General features: G+C 63.9%; 16 protein-coding genes and 1 pseudogene. 4 read left to right on the forward strand and 13 right to left on the reverse strand.

The window, feature by feature from the left end; all coding sequences use genetic code 11:
* Positions 1-5 precede the first annotated feature (5 nt).
* On the reverse strand, positions 6-1,010 hold the full coding sequence (locus K307_RS13700) for a LysR family transcriptional regulator (RefSeq protein ID WP_230625662.1): 1,005 nt from the start codon (positions 1,008-1,010) through the stop codon (positions 6-8).
* 101 nt (positions 1,011-1,111) lie between these two features.
* Between K307_RS13700 and K307_RS13705 the strand changes: the two genes are divergently transcribed.
* Together K307_RS13705 and K307_RS13710 are read left to right on the forward strand one after the other, a co-directional pair.
* Entirely contained in the window at positions 1,112-2,167 is a 1,056-nt protein-coding gene (locus K307_RS13705) for an aromatic ring-hydroxylating dioxygenase subunit alpha (RefSeq protein WP_042881996.1), read from the forward strand.
* A gap of 4 nt (positions 2,168-2,171) precedes the next feature.
* Positions 2,172-3,119, forward strand: a complete 948-nt coding sequence (locus K307_RS13710) for a PDR/VanB family oxidoreductase (protein ID WP_042878897.1) — start codon at positions 2,172-2,174, stop codon at positions 3,117-3,119.
* 80 nt (positions 3,120-3,199) lie between these two features.
* Here K307_RS13710 and K307_RS13715 read toward each other — a convergent pair whose 3' ends face one another.
* Positions 3,200-4,360, reverse strand: a complete 1,161-nt coding sequence (locus K307_RS13715) for an acyl-CoA dehydrogenase family protein (RefSeq protein ID WP_042878899.1) — start codon at positions 4,358-4,360, stop codon at positions 3,200-3,202.
* A 26-nt stretch (positions 4,361-4,386) separates the two neighbouring features.
* Entirely contained in the window at positions 4,387-5,235 is an 849-nt protein-coding gene (locus K307_RS13720) for an FAS1-like dehydratase domain-containing protein (protein ID WP_042878902.1), read from the reverse strand.
* 208 nt (positions 5,236-5,443) lie between these two features.
* Here K307_RS13720 and K307_RS13725 point away from each other — a divergent pair, with 208 nt between their 5' ends.
* Positions 5,444-6,049, forward strand: a complete 606-nt coding sequence (locus tag K307_RS13725; RefSeq protein ID WP_042878904.1) for a hypothetical protein — start codon at positions 5,444-5,446, stop codon at positions 6,047-6,049.
* Between the two features lie 12 nt (positions 6,050-6,061).
* Here the strand turns inward: K307_RS13725 and K307_RS13730 are convergent, their stop codons facing one another.
* The 4 genes and pseudogenes from K307_RS13730 to K307_RS13745 all read right to left on the reverse strand — a co-directional run bounded on the left by K307_RS13730 (position 6,062) and on the right by K307_RS13745 (position 8,608).
* Positions 6,062-6,271, reverse strand: coding sequence for a biotin/lipoyl-containing protein (locus tag K307_RS13730; protein WP_042878906.1), 210 nt, complete (start codon positions 6,269-6,271; stop codon positions 6,062-6,064).
* A gap of 19 nt (positions 6,272-6,290) precedes the next feature.
* Positions 6,291-6,470: pseudogene (locus K307_RS13735) on the reverse strand (biotin carboxylase N-terminal domain-containing protein); the annotation flags it as partial.
* Positions 6,471-6,514: 44 nt separating this feature from the next.
* Positions 6,515-7,333 carry an HpcH/HpaI aldolase/citrate lyase family protein gene (locus tag K307_RS13740; protein WP_042878910.1) on the reverse strand — a complete coding sequence of 273 codons (819 nt, stop codon included), beginning with the start codon at positions 7,331-7,333 and terminating at the stop codon, positions 6,515-6,517.
* A 96-nt stretch (positions 7,334-7,429) separates the two neighbouring features.
* Positions 7,430-8,608, reverse strand: coding sequence for a CaiB/BaiF CoA transferase family protein (locus tag K307_RS13745; RefSeq protein WP_042878911.1), 1,179 nt, complete (start codon positions 8,606-8,608; stop codon positions 7,430-7,432).
* 237 nt (positions 8,609-8,845) lie between these two features.
* On the opposite strand from K307_RS13745, the gene K307_RS13750 reads away from it, so the two are divergent.
* Positions 8,846-9,769, forward strand: a complete 924-nt coding sequence (locus tag K307_RS13750; protein ID WP_042878912.1) for a LysR family transcriptional regulator — start codon at positions 8,846-8,848, stop codon at positions 9,767-9,769.
* Positions 9,770-9,790: 21 nt separating this feature from the next.
* Here the strand turns inward: K307_RS13750 and K307_RS13755 are convergent, their stop codons facing one another.
* The 6 genes from K307_RS13755 to K307_RS13780 all read right to left on the reverse strand — a co-directional run bounded on the left by K307_RS13755 (position 9,791) and on the right by K307_RS13780 (position 15,491).
* On the reverse strand, positions 9,791-10,768 hold the full coding sequence (locus tag K307_RS13755) for a threonine ammonia-lyase (protein WP_042878913.1): 978 nt from the start codon (positions 10,766-10,768) through the stop codon (positions 9,791-9,793).
* A gap of 61 nt (positions 10,769-10,829) precedes the next feature.
* Positions 10,830-11,558 carry an amino acid ABC transporter ATP-binding protein gene (locus K307_RS13760; protein ID WP_042881998.1) on the reverse strand — a complete coding sequence of 243 codons (729 nt, stop codon included), beginning with the start codon at positions 11,556-11,558 and terminating at the stop codon, positions 10,830-10,832.
* Between the two features lie 55 nt (positions 11,559-11,613).
* Positions 11,614-12,363, reverse strand: coding sequence for an amino acid ABC transporter permease (locus tag K307_RS13765; RefSeq protein ID WP_042878915.1), 750 nt, complete (start codon positions 12,361-12,363; stop codon positions 11,614-11,616).
* 2 nt (positions 12,364-12,365) lie between these two features.
* On the reverse strand, positions 12,366-13,058 hold the full coding sequence (locus tag K307_RS13770) for an amino acid ABC transporter permease (protein WP_042878917.1): 693 nt from the start codon (positions 13,056-13,058) through the stop codon (positions 12,366-12,368).
* Between the two features lie 57 nt (positions 13,059-13,115).
* Positions 13,116-13,934, reverse strand: coding sequence for an ABC transporter substrate-binding protein (locus K307_RS13775; protein WP_042878918.1), 819 nt, complete (start codon positions 13,932-13,934; stop codon positions 13,116-13,118).
* An 87-nt stretch (positions 13,935-14,021) separates the two neighbouring features.
* The gene (locus tag K307_RS13780) at positions 14,022-15,491 is read right to left on the reverse strand and encodes an aldehyde dehydrogenase (RefSeq protein WP_042878919.1); all 1,470 of its coding nucleotides are present in this window, start codon (positions 15,489-15,491) and stop codon (positions 14,022-14,024) included.
* Between the last annotated feature and the right edge of the window lie 29 nt (positions 15,492-15,520).

Consider the following 15,520-nt stretch of genomic DNA (forward strand, 5'->3'; position numbering starts at 1 on the left):
GGCGGTTATCGCTTAGTACTCTTTGCAGGTTTGCGCCCGGCATCCTTGCGTCGCTTCGGCGAGGCGTCATCCGCTGGCAATGCGGGGATCGCCGGATACTGATCGAAGGTCTGCTTGACGAGCTGCCGCAACCAGACGATAGCGGGATCGTGGTGAAAGCGCGGGTGCCAGTACTGGCTCAGCGCGAACGGTGGCAAAGCAACCGGCGGCTTCACCACGCGCACCACGCCATAGCGGCTGAAGACGTTGGCAAGCTCCTCGGGCACGGTGGCGATCAGGTCCGGCTCCCGATCCATCAGCAGCGGCACGCTCAGGAAATGTGGTGTGTAGACATAGACGCGCCGCTTCAGTCCGTGGCTCTCGAATGCGGCGTCGTAGGCCGGGCTCGAGCGCCCCGCCAGGCTGACCGCGATGTGCGGCATGGTCTCGAACTGCTCGACAGTCAGCGTGTCGCCAACCGTCTGGTTGCGGCTGCTGACGATGGTCACGAATCCATGCATGAACAGCTGCTGCTGGAACAGCGCCTCGGGCGCCGTGCGCACTGAGCCCAGCACCAGATCCGCCTCGCCAGAGGCGAGCAGCCCCTCGATCTGCGGCATCGGTACCTGCAAGGTGCGCAGCGAGCAACGCGGCGCGATCGCGCGCAGGCGTTGCATCAGCGGCGGCAGGAATACCAGCTCGCCCATGTCCGTCATGCATAGCGTGAAAGTGCGCTGCATGGTCGCCGGGTCGAAGCTGGACTGCGGCAACACGCGCGTCTGCATGGTCGTCATGACGTCGAGGATCGGCCCGGCCAGGCCCTCGGCCTTGGTCGTCGGCGTCATTCCTTGCACGGTCTTGACGAACAACGGGTCATCGAAATAGCTGCGCAGGCGGTTCAGCGCGTGGCTCATCGCGCTTTGCGTCAGGCCGAGTTGCTCGGCCGCACGCGTCACATTGCGCTCGCGGAGCATGGCGTCGAACACGGCCAGCAGGTTGTAGTCGAACGGAGCGTTATGCACGGCGTACATCCTTACTATGACCTGCATGCGATTGACGCATAGTGAGCCCCTGCCTAATCTCCTGTCAAGGCGGCCCCGAGAGGCCGCAAATCGATACAGGGGACAGGATGATGTTTGTCAGGAACACCTGGTATGTGGCGGGCTGGGACAAGGAAGTCGGGCCCAGCGACTTGTTCAGCCGGACCATCATCGGCATCCCCGTGCTGATGTACCGCGCGGAGGACGGGAAACTGGTGGCGATGGAGGACCGCTGTTGCCACCGCGGCGCACCGCTATCGGTGGGTCGGCGCGAAGGCGACTGCGTGCGCTGCATGTACCACGGACTCAAGTTCGATCCCACCGGCCAATGCATTGAAGCGCCGGCGCAGCAGCGGATTCCCCCGCATGCGCGCGTGCGGACCTTCCCCGTGGTCGAGCGCAATCGCTGGATCTGGATCTGGATGGGTGACGCGGAAGCGGCCGATCCGGCGCTGATCCCTGACACCCACTGGCTGGACGACCCGGCGTGGCGCAGCCTCGATGGCTACATCCACTATGACGTTAACTACCTGCTGATCGCCGACAACCTGCTGGACTTCTCGCACCTGCCCTTCGTGCATCCCACCACGCTTGGGGGCAGCGAGGACTACGCGGGAGTCCAACCGAAGGTCGAGCGTCTCGAGGACGGCGTGCGCATTACGCGCTGGACCATCGACACCGACGCCCCGCCGTTTGCGAAGCAGGTCAAGGACTGGCCGGGAAAGGTCGACCGCTGGAACATCTACAACTTCACGCTGCCGGCCATCCTGCTGATGGACTCCGGCATGGCGCCGACCGGGACCGGGGCACCCGAAGGCAGGCGCGTCGACGCTGCCGAGTTCCGTGGCTGCCAGGCCCTGACGCCGGAGACGGAGAACTCCACGCACTACTTCTTTGCCCACCCGCATAATTTCGCGATCGACCAGCCGGAGGTCACCCGGTCCATCCACCAGAGCGTGGTGGCCGCGTTCGACGAGGACCGCGACATCATCACCGCTCAGCAACGCTCGCTGGCACTCGCGCCTGACTTCAGGATGATCCCGTTCTCGATCGATGCGGCCCTGTCCCAGTTCCGTTGGGTGGTCGCGCGCCGGCTGGAAGAAGAAGCCGCCCAGCGCGGGCAGGCGCGACTGCTGAAGGAGGCATGACGTGATGGAACTGGTTGTCACCGGATTGCGTGCGGAAGCAGAAGACGTGCTGGGCGTCGAATTGCGCTGCCCGTCGCGTGCAGCGCTGCCAGGCTTCGAGCCGGGCGCACACGTCGACGTGGCGCTGCCCAATGGCCTGACGAGGCAATACTCGATTGCCAGTTCGGCAGCCGACGTCGGGCGCTATTGCCTTGGCATCGGCCTGGCACCGACATCCCGCGGCGGCTCGCGCTACGCGCATGAGCGGCTTCGACTGGGCGATCGCCTGAAGATCGGCACGCCGCGATCGTTGTTCCGGCTGGAAACGTCCGCGCCAGGACATCTGTTCATTGCGGGCGGCATCGGCATCACGCCGATCCTCAGCATGATCCGCCGGTGCGTCGAGCATGGACGCGAGTGGCGCCTGTTGTACTGCGTGCGCACCCGCGGCGCTGCCGCCTACCTCGACCGGCTTGCGTCCCATTCCGATCGCGTTGTCGTGCATGCCGATGACGAGCATGGCGGCGAACGGGTCGACCTGGGCGCTGCCCTGCGCGAGATGCCTGCCGGCTGGCATGTGTACTGTTGCGGCCCCGGGCCGATGATGGACGCCGTGTCGCATTGCGCCCGGGAAGCCGGCATCGAGCCCGGCGCCGTACACTTCGAGCGTTTTGGCGCCGATACCGAGCGGGGCGACAAGCCCGACGGCGCTTTCGAAGTCAGCTTGCTGCGGCATGGCGGGCGTTTCACCATCCCCGCTGGTGAGAGCATCCTGTCCGTGCTGGAAGCGAATGGGCTTTGCCTGCCGTCAGCCTGTCGCGAAGGCCTGTGCCGGAGTTGCGAAGTTCCGCTGGTTGCCGGCGCCGCGGACCATCGCGACTACGTGCTGAGCGAGGAGGAGCGGGCCGCGAACCGGTCCATCCTGATCTGTGTTTCCAGGGCGCAAGGCGGGGAGCTAGTATTGGATATCTGACGACTGCGAGACCGCAAGCGGCAAAAAAAGACCCGCTCGAAGGCGGGTCGCAAGGTCCAGGAGACCACTGAAGCGAAAACTCAGAACGAGCGCGGCATCCCCAGGATGTGCTCGCCGACGTAGGAAAGAATCAGGTTCGTCGAGATCGGCGCCACCTGGTAGAGGCGGGTCTCGCGGAACTTGCGCTCGACGTCATACTCCGCCGCGAAGCCGAAGCCGCCGTGATACTGCAGGCAGGCATTGGCCGCTTCCCAGGACGCATCAGCCGCCAGCAGCTTCGCCATATTGGCTTCGGCACCGCAGGGCTGGTGCGCGTCGAACAGCTTGGCCGCCTTGAACCGCATCAGGTTGGCCGCTTCCACGTTGACGAAGGCCCTGGCGATGGGGAACTGCACGCCCTGGTTCTGGCCGATCGGTCGGCCGAAGACGACGCGCTCGTTGACGTACTTGGTCACCTTGTCGATGAACCAGTAGCCGTCGCCGATGCACTCGGCGGCGATCAGCGTGCGCTCGGCGTTAAGGCCGTCGAGGATGTACTTGAAGCCCTTGCCTTCCTCGCCGATCAGGTTTTCCGCCGGGATTTCCAGGTTGTCGAAGAACAGCTCATTGGTCTCGTGGTTGACCATGTTGATGATGGGCTGCACCGTCAGGCCCTTGCCGATGGCCTCGCGCAGGTCGACCAGGAAGATCGACATGCCTTCCGACTTCTTCTTGCACTCGGCCAGCGGCGTGGTGCGGGCCAGCAGGATCATCAGGTCGGAATGCTGGACGCGAGAGATCCATACCTTCTGGCCTTTGACGACATACTTGTCGCCCTTGCGCACGGCGGTGGTCTTGATCTTGGTCGTGTCGGTGCCGGTGGTCGGCTCGGTCACGGCCATCGATTGCAAGCGCAGTTCGCCGCTGGCGATCTTGGGCAGGTACAGCTTCTTCTGCTCGGCCGAGCCATGGCGCAGCAGCGTGCCCATGTTGTACATCTGGCCGTGGCAGGCGCCAGAATTGCCGCCGGCACGGTTGATTTCCTCCATGATGACGGACGCCTGAGTCAGGCCCAGGCCCGAGCCGCCATACTCCTCCGGGATCAGCGCTGCCAGCCAGCCGGCGGCGGTCAGCGCATTTACGAACTCTTCAGGGTAGCCACGGACCTCGTCAATCTTGCGGAAGTACTCCGACGAGAACTGGCCGCACAGATCGCGCACGGCTTCACGGATTTCCTGGTATTCATCGATTCTGTTCTGCACAGCCTGGTCTCCAACAACTTTTTGGGTTAGTTCAGTTCAGCGGTCGCGCTCATCGCGAGGGCGCCGTCTTCATGGCGGATCCACAGCTCGACGGTCTTGCCGTCCTCGCTGCGCTTCCCGCAGACAAAAATGCGCTGGGGCACGAAGGTCGGCCGCACGCCCCGGAACGAGAAGCTCCTGACCACTGCGTCCGGCAGGTTCTTGCGCACCAGTTCGAGCAGCAGCATCGCTTGCAGCGGGCCGTGGACGATCAGGTCCGGGTAGTGCTCGACCGCGGTCACGTACTGCTTGTCGTAATGGATGCGATGGCCGTTGAACGTCAGCGCGGAGAAGCGGAACAGCAGGACGGGATCCGTCGCCACCTCATGCACCCATTCTTCGCCCGTCGGCGCCGGCACCGGTTCCCGTGTGGGCGCGTTCGGCGATGCGTTCTCGCGGTAGACGATGTCATGTTCTTCGGTAACCGCCAGTCCGTTGCCACCGTAGTACTTGTGCTCGACCGTCACAAAGGCCAGCGAGCCACTGCGTCCACTCTTGGCGCTGACATCGAGGATGCGCGACACCTTGGAGGCGGCATCGCCAATGCGCAGCGGCTGGTGGAACCACAGACGGCCGCCGGCCCACATGCGGCGCGGCAGCGGCACTGGCGGCAGGAAGCCACCGCGGCTGGCGTGACCATCGGAACCAATCTCGGACTGCCGGTGCAGCGGGAGGAAATAGAGCCAGTGCCAGAGCGGTGCAATGGCGTCGCCGCGAACGGGCGCCGGGTCATCGTAGTCGAGCGTCGCCGCGAGCGCCTTGACAGGAAACGCCGTGATCTCGTCCTGGCTTTCGGTCGTCTTCCCAACCCATTCTTTCAACTTCACAACGTCCATCACGTCTCTCTGTGGTCTGATTGCCTGGCCTCCACTATGCACGGTGTCGCCGCCGCTTCCAATTCGAAAGTTCGGAACGAGCCATTCGCTTCGACAGAAAGCATGGGCCTGTGGGATACCCGAATGCAGTGTTCGGAAGAAACGGATTTACTGGGGCGCAAAGTGCAGCGAGCATCTGGGCAGTTGACACAGCGTTGAACTGCTTTCCATGCAAGTCCAGATTCGTTGCCGCAGCCGTGTGTCCCTGCATCGGCTCACCCCGGCCTTCCCCTTGCGGATTACCGCGTCCCGCGGACAGCACATACTCGCTGCGCGCGGCTTCTCACGCACCCTGCGCGAAGGCCTGACCGTCAGCATCCCGGCGTTCGCGTCCATCGACCTGCACCTGGCAGGCAGCCTGTTCAGCCCCAGCGCCTGCGACCTCGTGCTGGACGACGCCGCGGTGGATCTGCGCACTGTCATGAAGGTCGGGGCATCGGCTCCCAAGGTCGAATACCTGCGCGAGCTGATCTCCGGGACCGTGTTCCACCACCCGCAGCAGGAGTGGAATGCGCGAGTGATGGCCAGTGCGCTCCAGACCACACCCGACCGGATCCGCAGCGCGCTGTTCCGGCAAGGAGCCGCCTTTACCCAGATCTGCCGGACGCAGCGGCTGATGCGGGCGCTGTTCGAGTCAATCCAGTCGAACCTGTCCGTGGCGGACCTGAAAGCCCGCATTGGCTGGGCGGACAGCCGCGACCTGGAGGCGTCCTTCTACGACTGGTTCGGCGTCTCCCTGCAAACGGTTTCGCGTCTGCGGGAAGACAGCCTCTAGTCCGCTACCGGCCTACTGCAGCTCGATCAGCAACTGGCCGGCCCGGACCAGCGTGCCGGGCTGGATCAGGATGCTCTTCACGATGCCGCCGGCTTCGGCGACGACGCTGGTCTCCATCTTCATCGCCTCGATGGCTGCCAGCGTGTCGCCCTTGGCGACAGTCTGTCCCGGACTGACGTCCACCGAAATCACGCTGCCCTGCATCGGCGACGCCACCTGCATCGGGTCAGCCGGGGTCGCCAACGGGCTTCTTGCCCTGGCCAACCAGGTAGCTTTCGTCAGCCTTGAAGCGGTGCTGGGCGAAGCGGTCCTGGTAGGAATAGATGGCGACGGTGCGGATGCCAAGCTCGCTGGCGGCGCGCATCACGCGAATGGCGATCTCGCCCCGGTTGGCGATCAGGAGACTGCGGATTTTCTTCATCTTGCTTGTGGGAACTCAGAAACCTTGGAATGCACTCGGGCCTGTCAGGAAGTGCCTCGTCCGGCTTGCTTCAGCAGATCCGCGGCACGCGCGATCACGGGCGCGTCGATCATTTCGCCTTCCAGCTGGAACGCACCGGGGCTCGACTTGGCGCCATCGATGACGCGCTGTGCCCACGCCAGTTGTGCTTCGGTAGGCCGGTATGCCGCGTTGACCTCGACTACCTGCGACGGATGGATGCAGAGCTTTGCGCCGAATCCCAGCCGGCGGCCACGGGTGCTCGCGGCGCGCAGTTCATCGACATCGGAGATGGAGACCGTCACGCCGTCCACCGGCGCCGCAATGCCCGCGGCCCGGGAGGCCAGGACCAGCATGGAGCGGAAGAACAGCAGCTCCTGGTCGTCCCCTTCGATACCCAGCTCCGTGCGGAAATCGACGGTGCCGAAGATCAGCCGCTCGACGCCAGGCGCGGCGGCAATTTCGGCCACGTTAGTCATGCCGGCGGCGGTCTCGATCAGCGGCAGCACCTCGATCTCCGGCGGCAGGTGTTTCGCGACCTCGGCGATTTGCGCCGCGCTCTCCGCCTTCGGCAGCACGACGCCCTGTACGCCCGGCTTCAGGCATGCGCCCACGTCATGCTCGAACCAGCGCGTCTGCGTGGCGTTGATGCGGACCAGTCCGGTGCCGCCTGCCGCCAGGTAGTCCGCCAGCAGTTGCCTGGCGCGATCCTTGTCGCTCTCGGAGACGGCATCCTCCAGGTCCAGGATGACGCGATCGGCGCCCGATGCGTGGGCCTTGGCAAAGCGCTCCGGCCGGTTGGCGGGAACGAAGAGGTAGGAACGGGCGATGGCGGTGGTGGTCATGGGAGGGCTGTCTGGCGGATGGGCGAGCGCCTCCCCCGGCCATCAGGTGGCCGCGAAGAGGCGGGAATAGGGAACGGCCGTGGTCCGGCCGGAGGATCAGATGGCGCCTTCGGTGCGCAGGCGCGACACGTCGTCGGCGGTGTAGCCGAGTTCGCGCAGGATGCCTTCGCTGTGTTCGCCCAGGGCCGGGATGGCGTCCATGCGCGGCTCGAACGCATTCGGCAGGCCGGGCGGCAACAGTGCCGGAATCACGCCCACCGGCGACGAAACCGACGTCCACCGCTCGCGTGCCTTGAGCTGCGGGTGGTTCCAGACATCGCGCATATCGTTCATGCGGGCGTTGGCGATCTGGGCGCGCTCCAGCCGCTCGACCACCTGGTCGATGGTCAGTGCGGAGTAGACGTCGGTGATGATCTGCGTCAGCTCCTCGCGGCTCTTGGCCCGCTGTGAGTTGGTGACGAAGCGCGCGTCGGTGGCAAGCTCCGGCCGTTCCAGCACGACCCGGCAGAAGGCCTCCCATTCCCGTTCGTTCTGCAGGCCGAGGATGATGGTCTTGCCGTCGCCGGCCGTGAACGGGCCATAGGGGAAGATGGTTGCATGCGAGGCGCCGGCGCGCGGCGGCGGCGTGGCGCCGTCGAAGGCGTAGTAGAGGGGATAGCCCATCCACTCGACCATGCTTTCCAGCATCGATACGTCGATATGGGCGCCCTTGCCCGTCTTGCCGCGCTGCAGCAGCGCCGCCAGGATATTGGTGTACGCGTACATGCCGGCGGCGATGTCCGCGATCGAGCAGCCTGCCTTGGACGGGCTCTCCGGCGTGCCGGTGATGGAGACGAAGCCCGACTCGGCCTGGATCAGCAGGTCATAGGCCTTCTTGTCCCGGTAGGGGCCATCGTTGCCATAGCCGGAGATATCGCAGACGACGATGCCGGGATAGCGCTGCGACAGCGCTTCGTAGGACAGGCCGAGCCGGTCGGCGGCGCCCGGCGCCAGGTTCTGGACCAGCACGTCAGCCTTGTCGAGGATCTTCTGCAGGATGGCCGGCGCTTCCTGGTGTTTCAGGTCCAGGGCCAGGCTTTCCTTGGAGCGGTTGGTCCAGGCGAAGTGCGACGACATGCCGTCCACTCTCTCGTCATAGCCGCGGGCAAAGTCGCCGACCTTGGGTCGCTCGATCTTGATCACGCGCGCGCCCAGGTCGGCGAGCTGGCGGGTACAGAACGGCGCAGCGATTGCATGCTCCAGGGAAACCACGGTAATGCCATCGAGGGGACGCATAACAGCCTTTTTTCGGGAAAGATTGCGTTCAGACTGCCATGGCAGCAAAGAACGACTGGGATTCGGTCGGCGATGCAGTTCGCCTCGCAGAGAGTCTCGCAGCGACGGAAGCTTCAGTAAATCTCGTTTTCTCGAAGCGACCGTTCGCCTGTGCCGAAACCACCAGCCGTCCTGGGGGGCCTGGCCCGGTTTGCGACAAATGTGACGCCTTGATACAGTGCAGGGGAAGGAGCGCATATGCATTTTGATTTTGCCGACCTCAGGCTGTTTGCACGCATCGCCGAGGAGGAAAACCTGTCGCGCGGGGCGAAAAAGGCATTCTTGTCGCCCGCCGCGGCCAGCGCACGGCTCAAGGCGCTGGAAGATCAGCTGGGCACCCGCCTGTTCTACCGCGAGAGCAAAGGCCTCGCCCTGACACCCGCCGGCGAGCGCCTGCTGCGGCATACCCGTGTGATCGAGCGCCAGTTCGAGCATGTCAAAAGCGAATTCGAGGAGTATTCCAAGGACACGGTCGGCCATATCCGCATCTTTGCGAACACGACGGCCGTCACGGAGTTCATGCCGGAGGTGCTGGCGCGCTTCATGTCGGAGCGCCCTGCCGTCACCGTCGACCTGCAGGAACGCCTGACGCGGGACATCATCCGCGGGGTCCTGGACGGCAGCGCGGATCTCGGCATCATCTCCGGGCCACTGAATTCGGAAGGGCTGGAGGTCATCCATTTCAGTACGGACAAGCTGGTACTGGCGACACCGGTCGGCCATCCGCTGACCCAGAAGCAAGACCTCACCTTCGACGACACGCTCGACTACGAGCATGTCAGCCTGCATGAAGGCAGCACCCTGCACGCCTTTCTTACCGAACTCGTGCGCGACCAGCGGCGCAAGCTCCAGATCCGCATCCAGATCCGGAGCTTTGAAGCCATGTGCCGGATGATCGAGGCCGGCGTCGGCATTGGCGTGGTGCCGTTGTCCGCGGCGTTGCGTCACAAGCAGACGATGAAGATTGAAATCATCGAACTGCATGAACCGTGGGCGATACGGGAGCGTGCGGTGATCGTGCGGGAACTGGAAGGGTTGCCCGGCTGCGCCAAAGCATTGATCGATGAACTGATCGAAGTGGCGCAGGCGGCGGGCGGGAGCCCGGCGAACATTGGGGGATAAGACGTCCCCCGCGTCTCCCCGCTATTGACCGGCAAGCGCCCGCGCGTAGACCCCTGGATCGACATTGCCACCCGAGCAGATTGCGACAACGGTCTTTCCGGCCAGGTCTGCCTTGTTCTCCAATAGCGCCGCCAGGCTGGCGGCGCCACCTGGCTCCACCACCAGCTTGAGCAGGCGAAAAGCCGTGGATACCGCGCGCAGCGCCTCCTCGTCATTCACGCCCAGGCCCTTCACCTCATGGCGCAACAGCACATGGAGCGGCCGGGTACCTGCGACCGGGCCGGCAATTCCGTCCATGACCGTCTTCGGCACCGGATCATTCCTCTGTGGTACCCCGCTCGCCAGTGAGCGCGCCATCTTCTCGAAACCGGCCGGCTCGACAATGTGGGCCTCTATCCGCGGCCATCTCGACTTCACTGCGGTGATCACCCCCGAGGCAAGACCGCCACCGCTGCAATTCACCAAGATGGCGTCAGGCGCCACCCCGCGCGCCTCGAGCTGCTCGCAGATTTCCAGCCCTGCCGAGCCCTGCCCCGCCATGATGTCGTAGTCGTCAAACGGTGGGATGAAAGTCAATCCCCGCGCCTCCATGAGCTGGCGTGCCACCTGTTCACGCTCCTGCGTGTCCGGGTCGTACAGCACGATTTCCGCGCCCCACCAGCGGCAGCTTTCGATCTTGATGGCGGCGGCCGTTGTGGGCAACACGATCACCGCCGGACAGCCGATGAGCCTGGCGCCGGCCGCAACGCCTTGCCCATGGTTACCCGCCGAGTAGGTGACGACGCCCCGCCCGAGGCTGTCGGCATCCAGCGAGAGCATCTTGTTCAGCGCGCCCCGGATCTTGAAGGACCCGGTGCGCTGCAACGACTCGGCTTTCACATACACATTGCAGCCGCAAGCGGCATCCAGCATCGGCGACTCGATGATTGGAGTGCGGGTGATGTATCCGGACAAGCGCTCGGCGGCCGCCTGTATGTGCTGGATGTCAAAGTCTTCCATGATTACGTCGCAGAGATATACGTTGGCAAGGCGGATCCGGGCCGTCGGCCGGGATCCGGATTCAGTGATTCCGCAGGTCCGACAGGAACTTCCTGGCACGATCGCTCTGCGGCTTCGAGAAGAAGCTGTCAGGTGTGCCGCTTTCCACCAGGCTTCCGTGGTCCATGAACCACACGCGATCGGCTACCTCGCGTGCAAAATTCATCTCGTGGGTTACGCACATCATGGTCATGCCGTCGCGCGCCAAGCTCTTCATCACCTGAAGGACCTCACCGACCATTTCCGGATCCAATGCGCTGGTGGGCTCGTCGAACAGCATGGCGGGCGGGTCCATGGCCAGGGCTCTTGCAATGGCAACCCGCTGCTGCTGTCCGCCGGAGAGCTGGCCCGGATAGGCATCGGCCTTGTTCGCCAATCCCACTCGCTCCAGCAACTGTCCGGCCCGATTCCTTGCCTCCGATTTCTTCTTGCCGAGCACAGTCACCGGCGCCAGCATGATGTTCTCCGCCACCGAGATATGCGGGAACAGGTTGAAGCTCTGAAAGACAAAACCCACGTGGCTGCGGAACTTGTTGATATCCACCGTCGGCGAATTGATGTCCTGGCCATCGAACTCGATGGTTCCGGCCTGGATCTCCTCCAGGCGGTTGACCGTACGGATCAGCGTGGATTTGCCAGAACCGGACGGGCCACAGACTACGATGACCTCGCCCCGCGACACCTCCGCCGAGATATCGTCCAGGGCGTGGTAGCCGCCGTACCACTTGTTGATGCCCTTGAAGCTGATCATTGGCTGCTTCGATGCTGCTGCGTATTGCATTGCGAATGTCTCCATGTAGCGCCGGTTACTCGGCGGCCACCGTCTGCGGCACTGCCGGCCGCTTCGTTGGTTTCGAGGAAGTCCCCGCACGTTTGCTTGCGATACGGCGTTCCACATGGCGCGCCAGGCTGCTCAGGGCAAAGCCGAGCACGAAGTAGACCACCGCCAGGATCAGGAACACCTGGAACGGCTTGGTCAGCAGCATGGTGTTGACCTGGTTGGCCGCGAACGTCAGTTCGTTGACGCTGATGACATAGGCCAGCGAGGTGTCCTTGATGATCGAAATGAACTGGCTGATCATTGACGGAATCATGTTGTAGAGCGCCTGCGGCAGCACCACCTTGACCATGGTCTGCATGTAGGTCAGGCCTACCGCACGGGCTGCCTCGGTCTGCCCCTTAGGCAACCCCTCGATGCCGGCCCGCACGATCTCCGCCAGGTAAGCCGCCTCATAAAGCACCAGCGTCACCAGCATGGTGGTGAAACCGCTGACCGCCCTGCCTGTCAGCACGGGCACGAAGAAGTAGACCCAGAGAATAAACATGATCAGCGGGACACCGCGCACCAGGTAGATAAACCCGATGGCAGGCGAGCGTAGCCAGCGGAACGGCGAAATGCGCGCCAGCGCAACGGCCACGCCCAGCGGGAAGGCCAGTACCAGCCCCAGCGCGGACAACAGCAGCGTGATGGCCAGCCCGCCAAGCGGCCCGTGCGGGTACTGGCCGAGGAGAAGCATCTCCCCGTTGTCGCGAAGAATCGAAATGATGCTTTCCATGCTCACCTCGCCTTGATCTGGTAGTGGCGCTCGAGTGCCGTGCCACAAGTCATGATCAGCACGGATATCCCTAGGTATGCGAGCGTCGTGAACAGGTAGACCTCGACCGTCCTGAAGGTATCGCTCTCGATCTGGCGGGTGACGTAGGTAAGCTCCAGCACGCCAATCGTCATGGCCAGGCTGGTGTTCTTGAACAGCAGCACCGTGTGGCTGATCAACGGCGGCAGCGCAATGCGGATCGCCTGCGGCAGGATCACCTTCCGGCATGCCTGCAGGTAGGTCATGCCCAGCGCGCGTGACGCCTCAAGCTGTGCCTTGGGGATCGACCGGATACCACCGCGGAGATCCTCGGACATGTAGGCCGCCATGCACAGTCCGATCGCGATGAACGCAAAGACGAACTCGCTATGGTTCTTGTTGAACCACTGCTGGACGCCCTCCGGCAGCAGCGTCGGGATGCCGAAGTACCAGAGGAAGATCTGGACCAGGATGGGAACGCTTTGGTGGTATTCGACGTAGGCGGCCACGGCCGCCTGGGCCCAGCGGACATGGCTGAGGCGGATAACCGCCAGCACGGTCCCGAGCGCCAGCGCCAGCATCCACGCGAGTACGGCAAGTTCGAGCATCGTCACTAGGCCGCCGGCGATCAGGCGGGGGTACTCGCCTTGCAACAGAATTGAGAAATCCAGGTTCATGCGCGTACAAAGTAGGTCGACAAAAAAAGGGCCGGCACCGAGCCGGCCCGCCCGGGATCAACCCTTGATCTGCTCTACCTTGAAGTCACGTCGCAACTTGTACGCGGTGCTACTGCCCAGCCACTTGTCGAAGATCTTCGAGGCTTCGCCGGACTTCTCCATCGACTGGAGCACGCCATTGACGTGGGTGATGAAGGCGCTCTCGCCCTTGCGCATGCCCAGTCCCCATTGCTCGTGCATGACCGGAGGCTCGAGAATTTCGATCGGCGTGGAGGGGTCGGACTGCAGCTTGAACTTGACCAGCATCATCTCGCCGAGTGCGAGCCCCTCGACGCGGCCCTGCTGCAGCGCCAGGAAGGCGGTGGGGGCGTCCTGGAATGTCACCGTGCTCGCCGTCGGCACTGCCTTTTTCACGGCAGTCTCGGAGGTGGAGCCCTTGTTGGCACTGACGCGCTTGCCGGCGAGGTCGGCGACGGACTTGAAGCCTTCGGAGCGCTTCACTGCAACCTTGGTCAGGCTGACGTAATACTGGTCGCTGTAGGCGATCTGCTGGGCCCGCTCGGGCGTCCAGCCCAGCGCGGCCGCGAGGATGTCGACGCGCCCCTGCTGCAGCTCGGGAATGCGAGCGGCCACGGCGATCTGCTTGAGTTCGAGCTTGACGCCTAGGCTCCTGGCGATGGCATTGCAGAAGTCGACGTCATAGCCCTGCACCTCGCGAGTCTGCGGATTGCTGAAGCTGAAGGGCTCCACGGTGCCGAGCACGCCGCAAACCAGCGAACCACGCTGCCTGATGTCCGCCAGCTGGTCCGCGAAAGCACTGGTTGCGGTCACGGACAGCGTGAGTGCAGCCATCGCGACTGCTGTGATCTTGCGCATTTGCGTCTCCTCTTTGTATTTGTGGGCAAAACGGTCCCCTCCCCTGCAGCACGTGCTGCAGGCGATGAGGCTTGGGAAAAACAGGAATCAGCGGATGGTGAACGGATTGCCGGTGGCGACCCCCGTGTTGATCCACACACTCTTGGTCTGCAGGTACGACTCGATGGCGGCGATGCCGTTTTCCCGGCCGAGGCCCGAGTCCTTGTAGCCGCCGAACGGCGACATGAAGCTGACGGCGCGATAGGTGTTCACCCAGACTGTGCCCGCCTGGATCTTCTCCGACATGCGGAAGGCCCGGCCGATATCGGAGGTCCAGACCCCGGCGCCGAGCCCGTAGCAACTGTCGTTGGCAATCGCGATGGCTTCGGCTTCGTCCCGGAACTTCAGGATGGACAGCACCGGCCCGAAGACCTCCTCCTGCGCGATGCGCATCCCGGGCGAGACCCTGGCGAAGATGGTCGGCTCGACAAACCATCCCTCGCCGCAGGACGCCGGCTTACCGCCGAGCAGCAGTTCCGCGCCTTCATCCTGTGCGATCTTGATATACGACAGCACCTTTTCATACTGCGCCGGCGTCGTGATGGGCCCCACCTGCGTGGAGGCATTCATCGGGTTGCCCAGCTTTGCCGTGCTGGCAAGTGCCAGCAGCTTCCCGACAAAGACATCGTGGATATCTTCCTGCAGCAGCAGCCGTGAACCGGCGATGCAGGTCTGGCCGCTCGCAGCGAAGATGCCGGAGACTGCGCCGTTGACCGCGTCATCCAGGTTCGCATCGTTGAAGACGATGTTCGGCGACTTGCCGCCGAGCTCCAGGCTCACGTGCTTGAACTGCGCCGCACATTGCTGGTTGATCACGCGCCCGGTGGCATCGGAACCGGTAAAGGTCACCTTCTTGACCAGCGGATGGGTCACCAGCGGCGAGCCCACCTCCGCGCCAAACCCGGTCACGACGTTGAAGACGCCCGCGGGAAAGCCTGCTTCCTCGAACAGCAGCGCAAGCTCAAGCGCCGACACGGAGGTGAACTCCGACGGCTTCACCACCACGGTACATCCCGCGGCCAGGGCGGGCGCGATCTTCCACGCCAGCAGCATCAGCGGCGAGTTCCACGGCGTGATGGCCGCCACTACGCCCAGCGGCTCGCGCCGCGTGTAGTTGAAGTAGCCCTTCTTGTCCAGGGGAATGACCGTGCCTTCAATCTTGTCGGCCAGGCCCCCGAAGTAATAGAACCACTGCGGCAGGTACTTGAGCTGCGCGCCCATCTCCGCCAGCAGCTTGCCGTTGTCCTGCACCTCGAACTCGGCCAGCCGCTCGGCATCCCGGGCAATCAGGTCGCCGAGCTTGCGCAGCAGCGCGCCACGCTGCGTCGCCGTCATCTCTGACCACGGGCCGGAGCGGAACGCCACGTCGGCCGCCTGCACTGCGCGGTCGACATCCGCTTCGGTGCCGCGGGCCACTTCGGCCCAGGTCTTTCCAGTATAGGGGTTCTGGGTTTCAAACCAGCGGCCATCGCTCGCATTCACGAAGGTGCCGTCGATGAACATTTGATACTGCTTCATGGCGCAGTGCTTTCCGGGTTCGGGTTGGC

The organism is Cupriavidus necator A5-1, from assembly GCF_000744095.1.
GTDB classification, from domain to species: Bacteria; Pseudomonadota; Gammaproteobacteria; order Burkholderiales; family Burkholderiaceae; genus Cupriavidus; species Cupriavidus necator_A.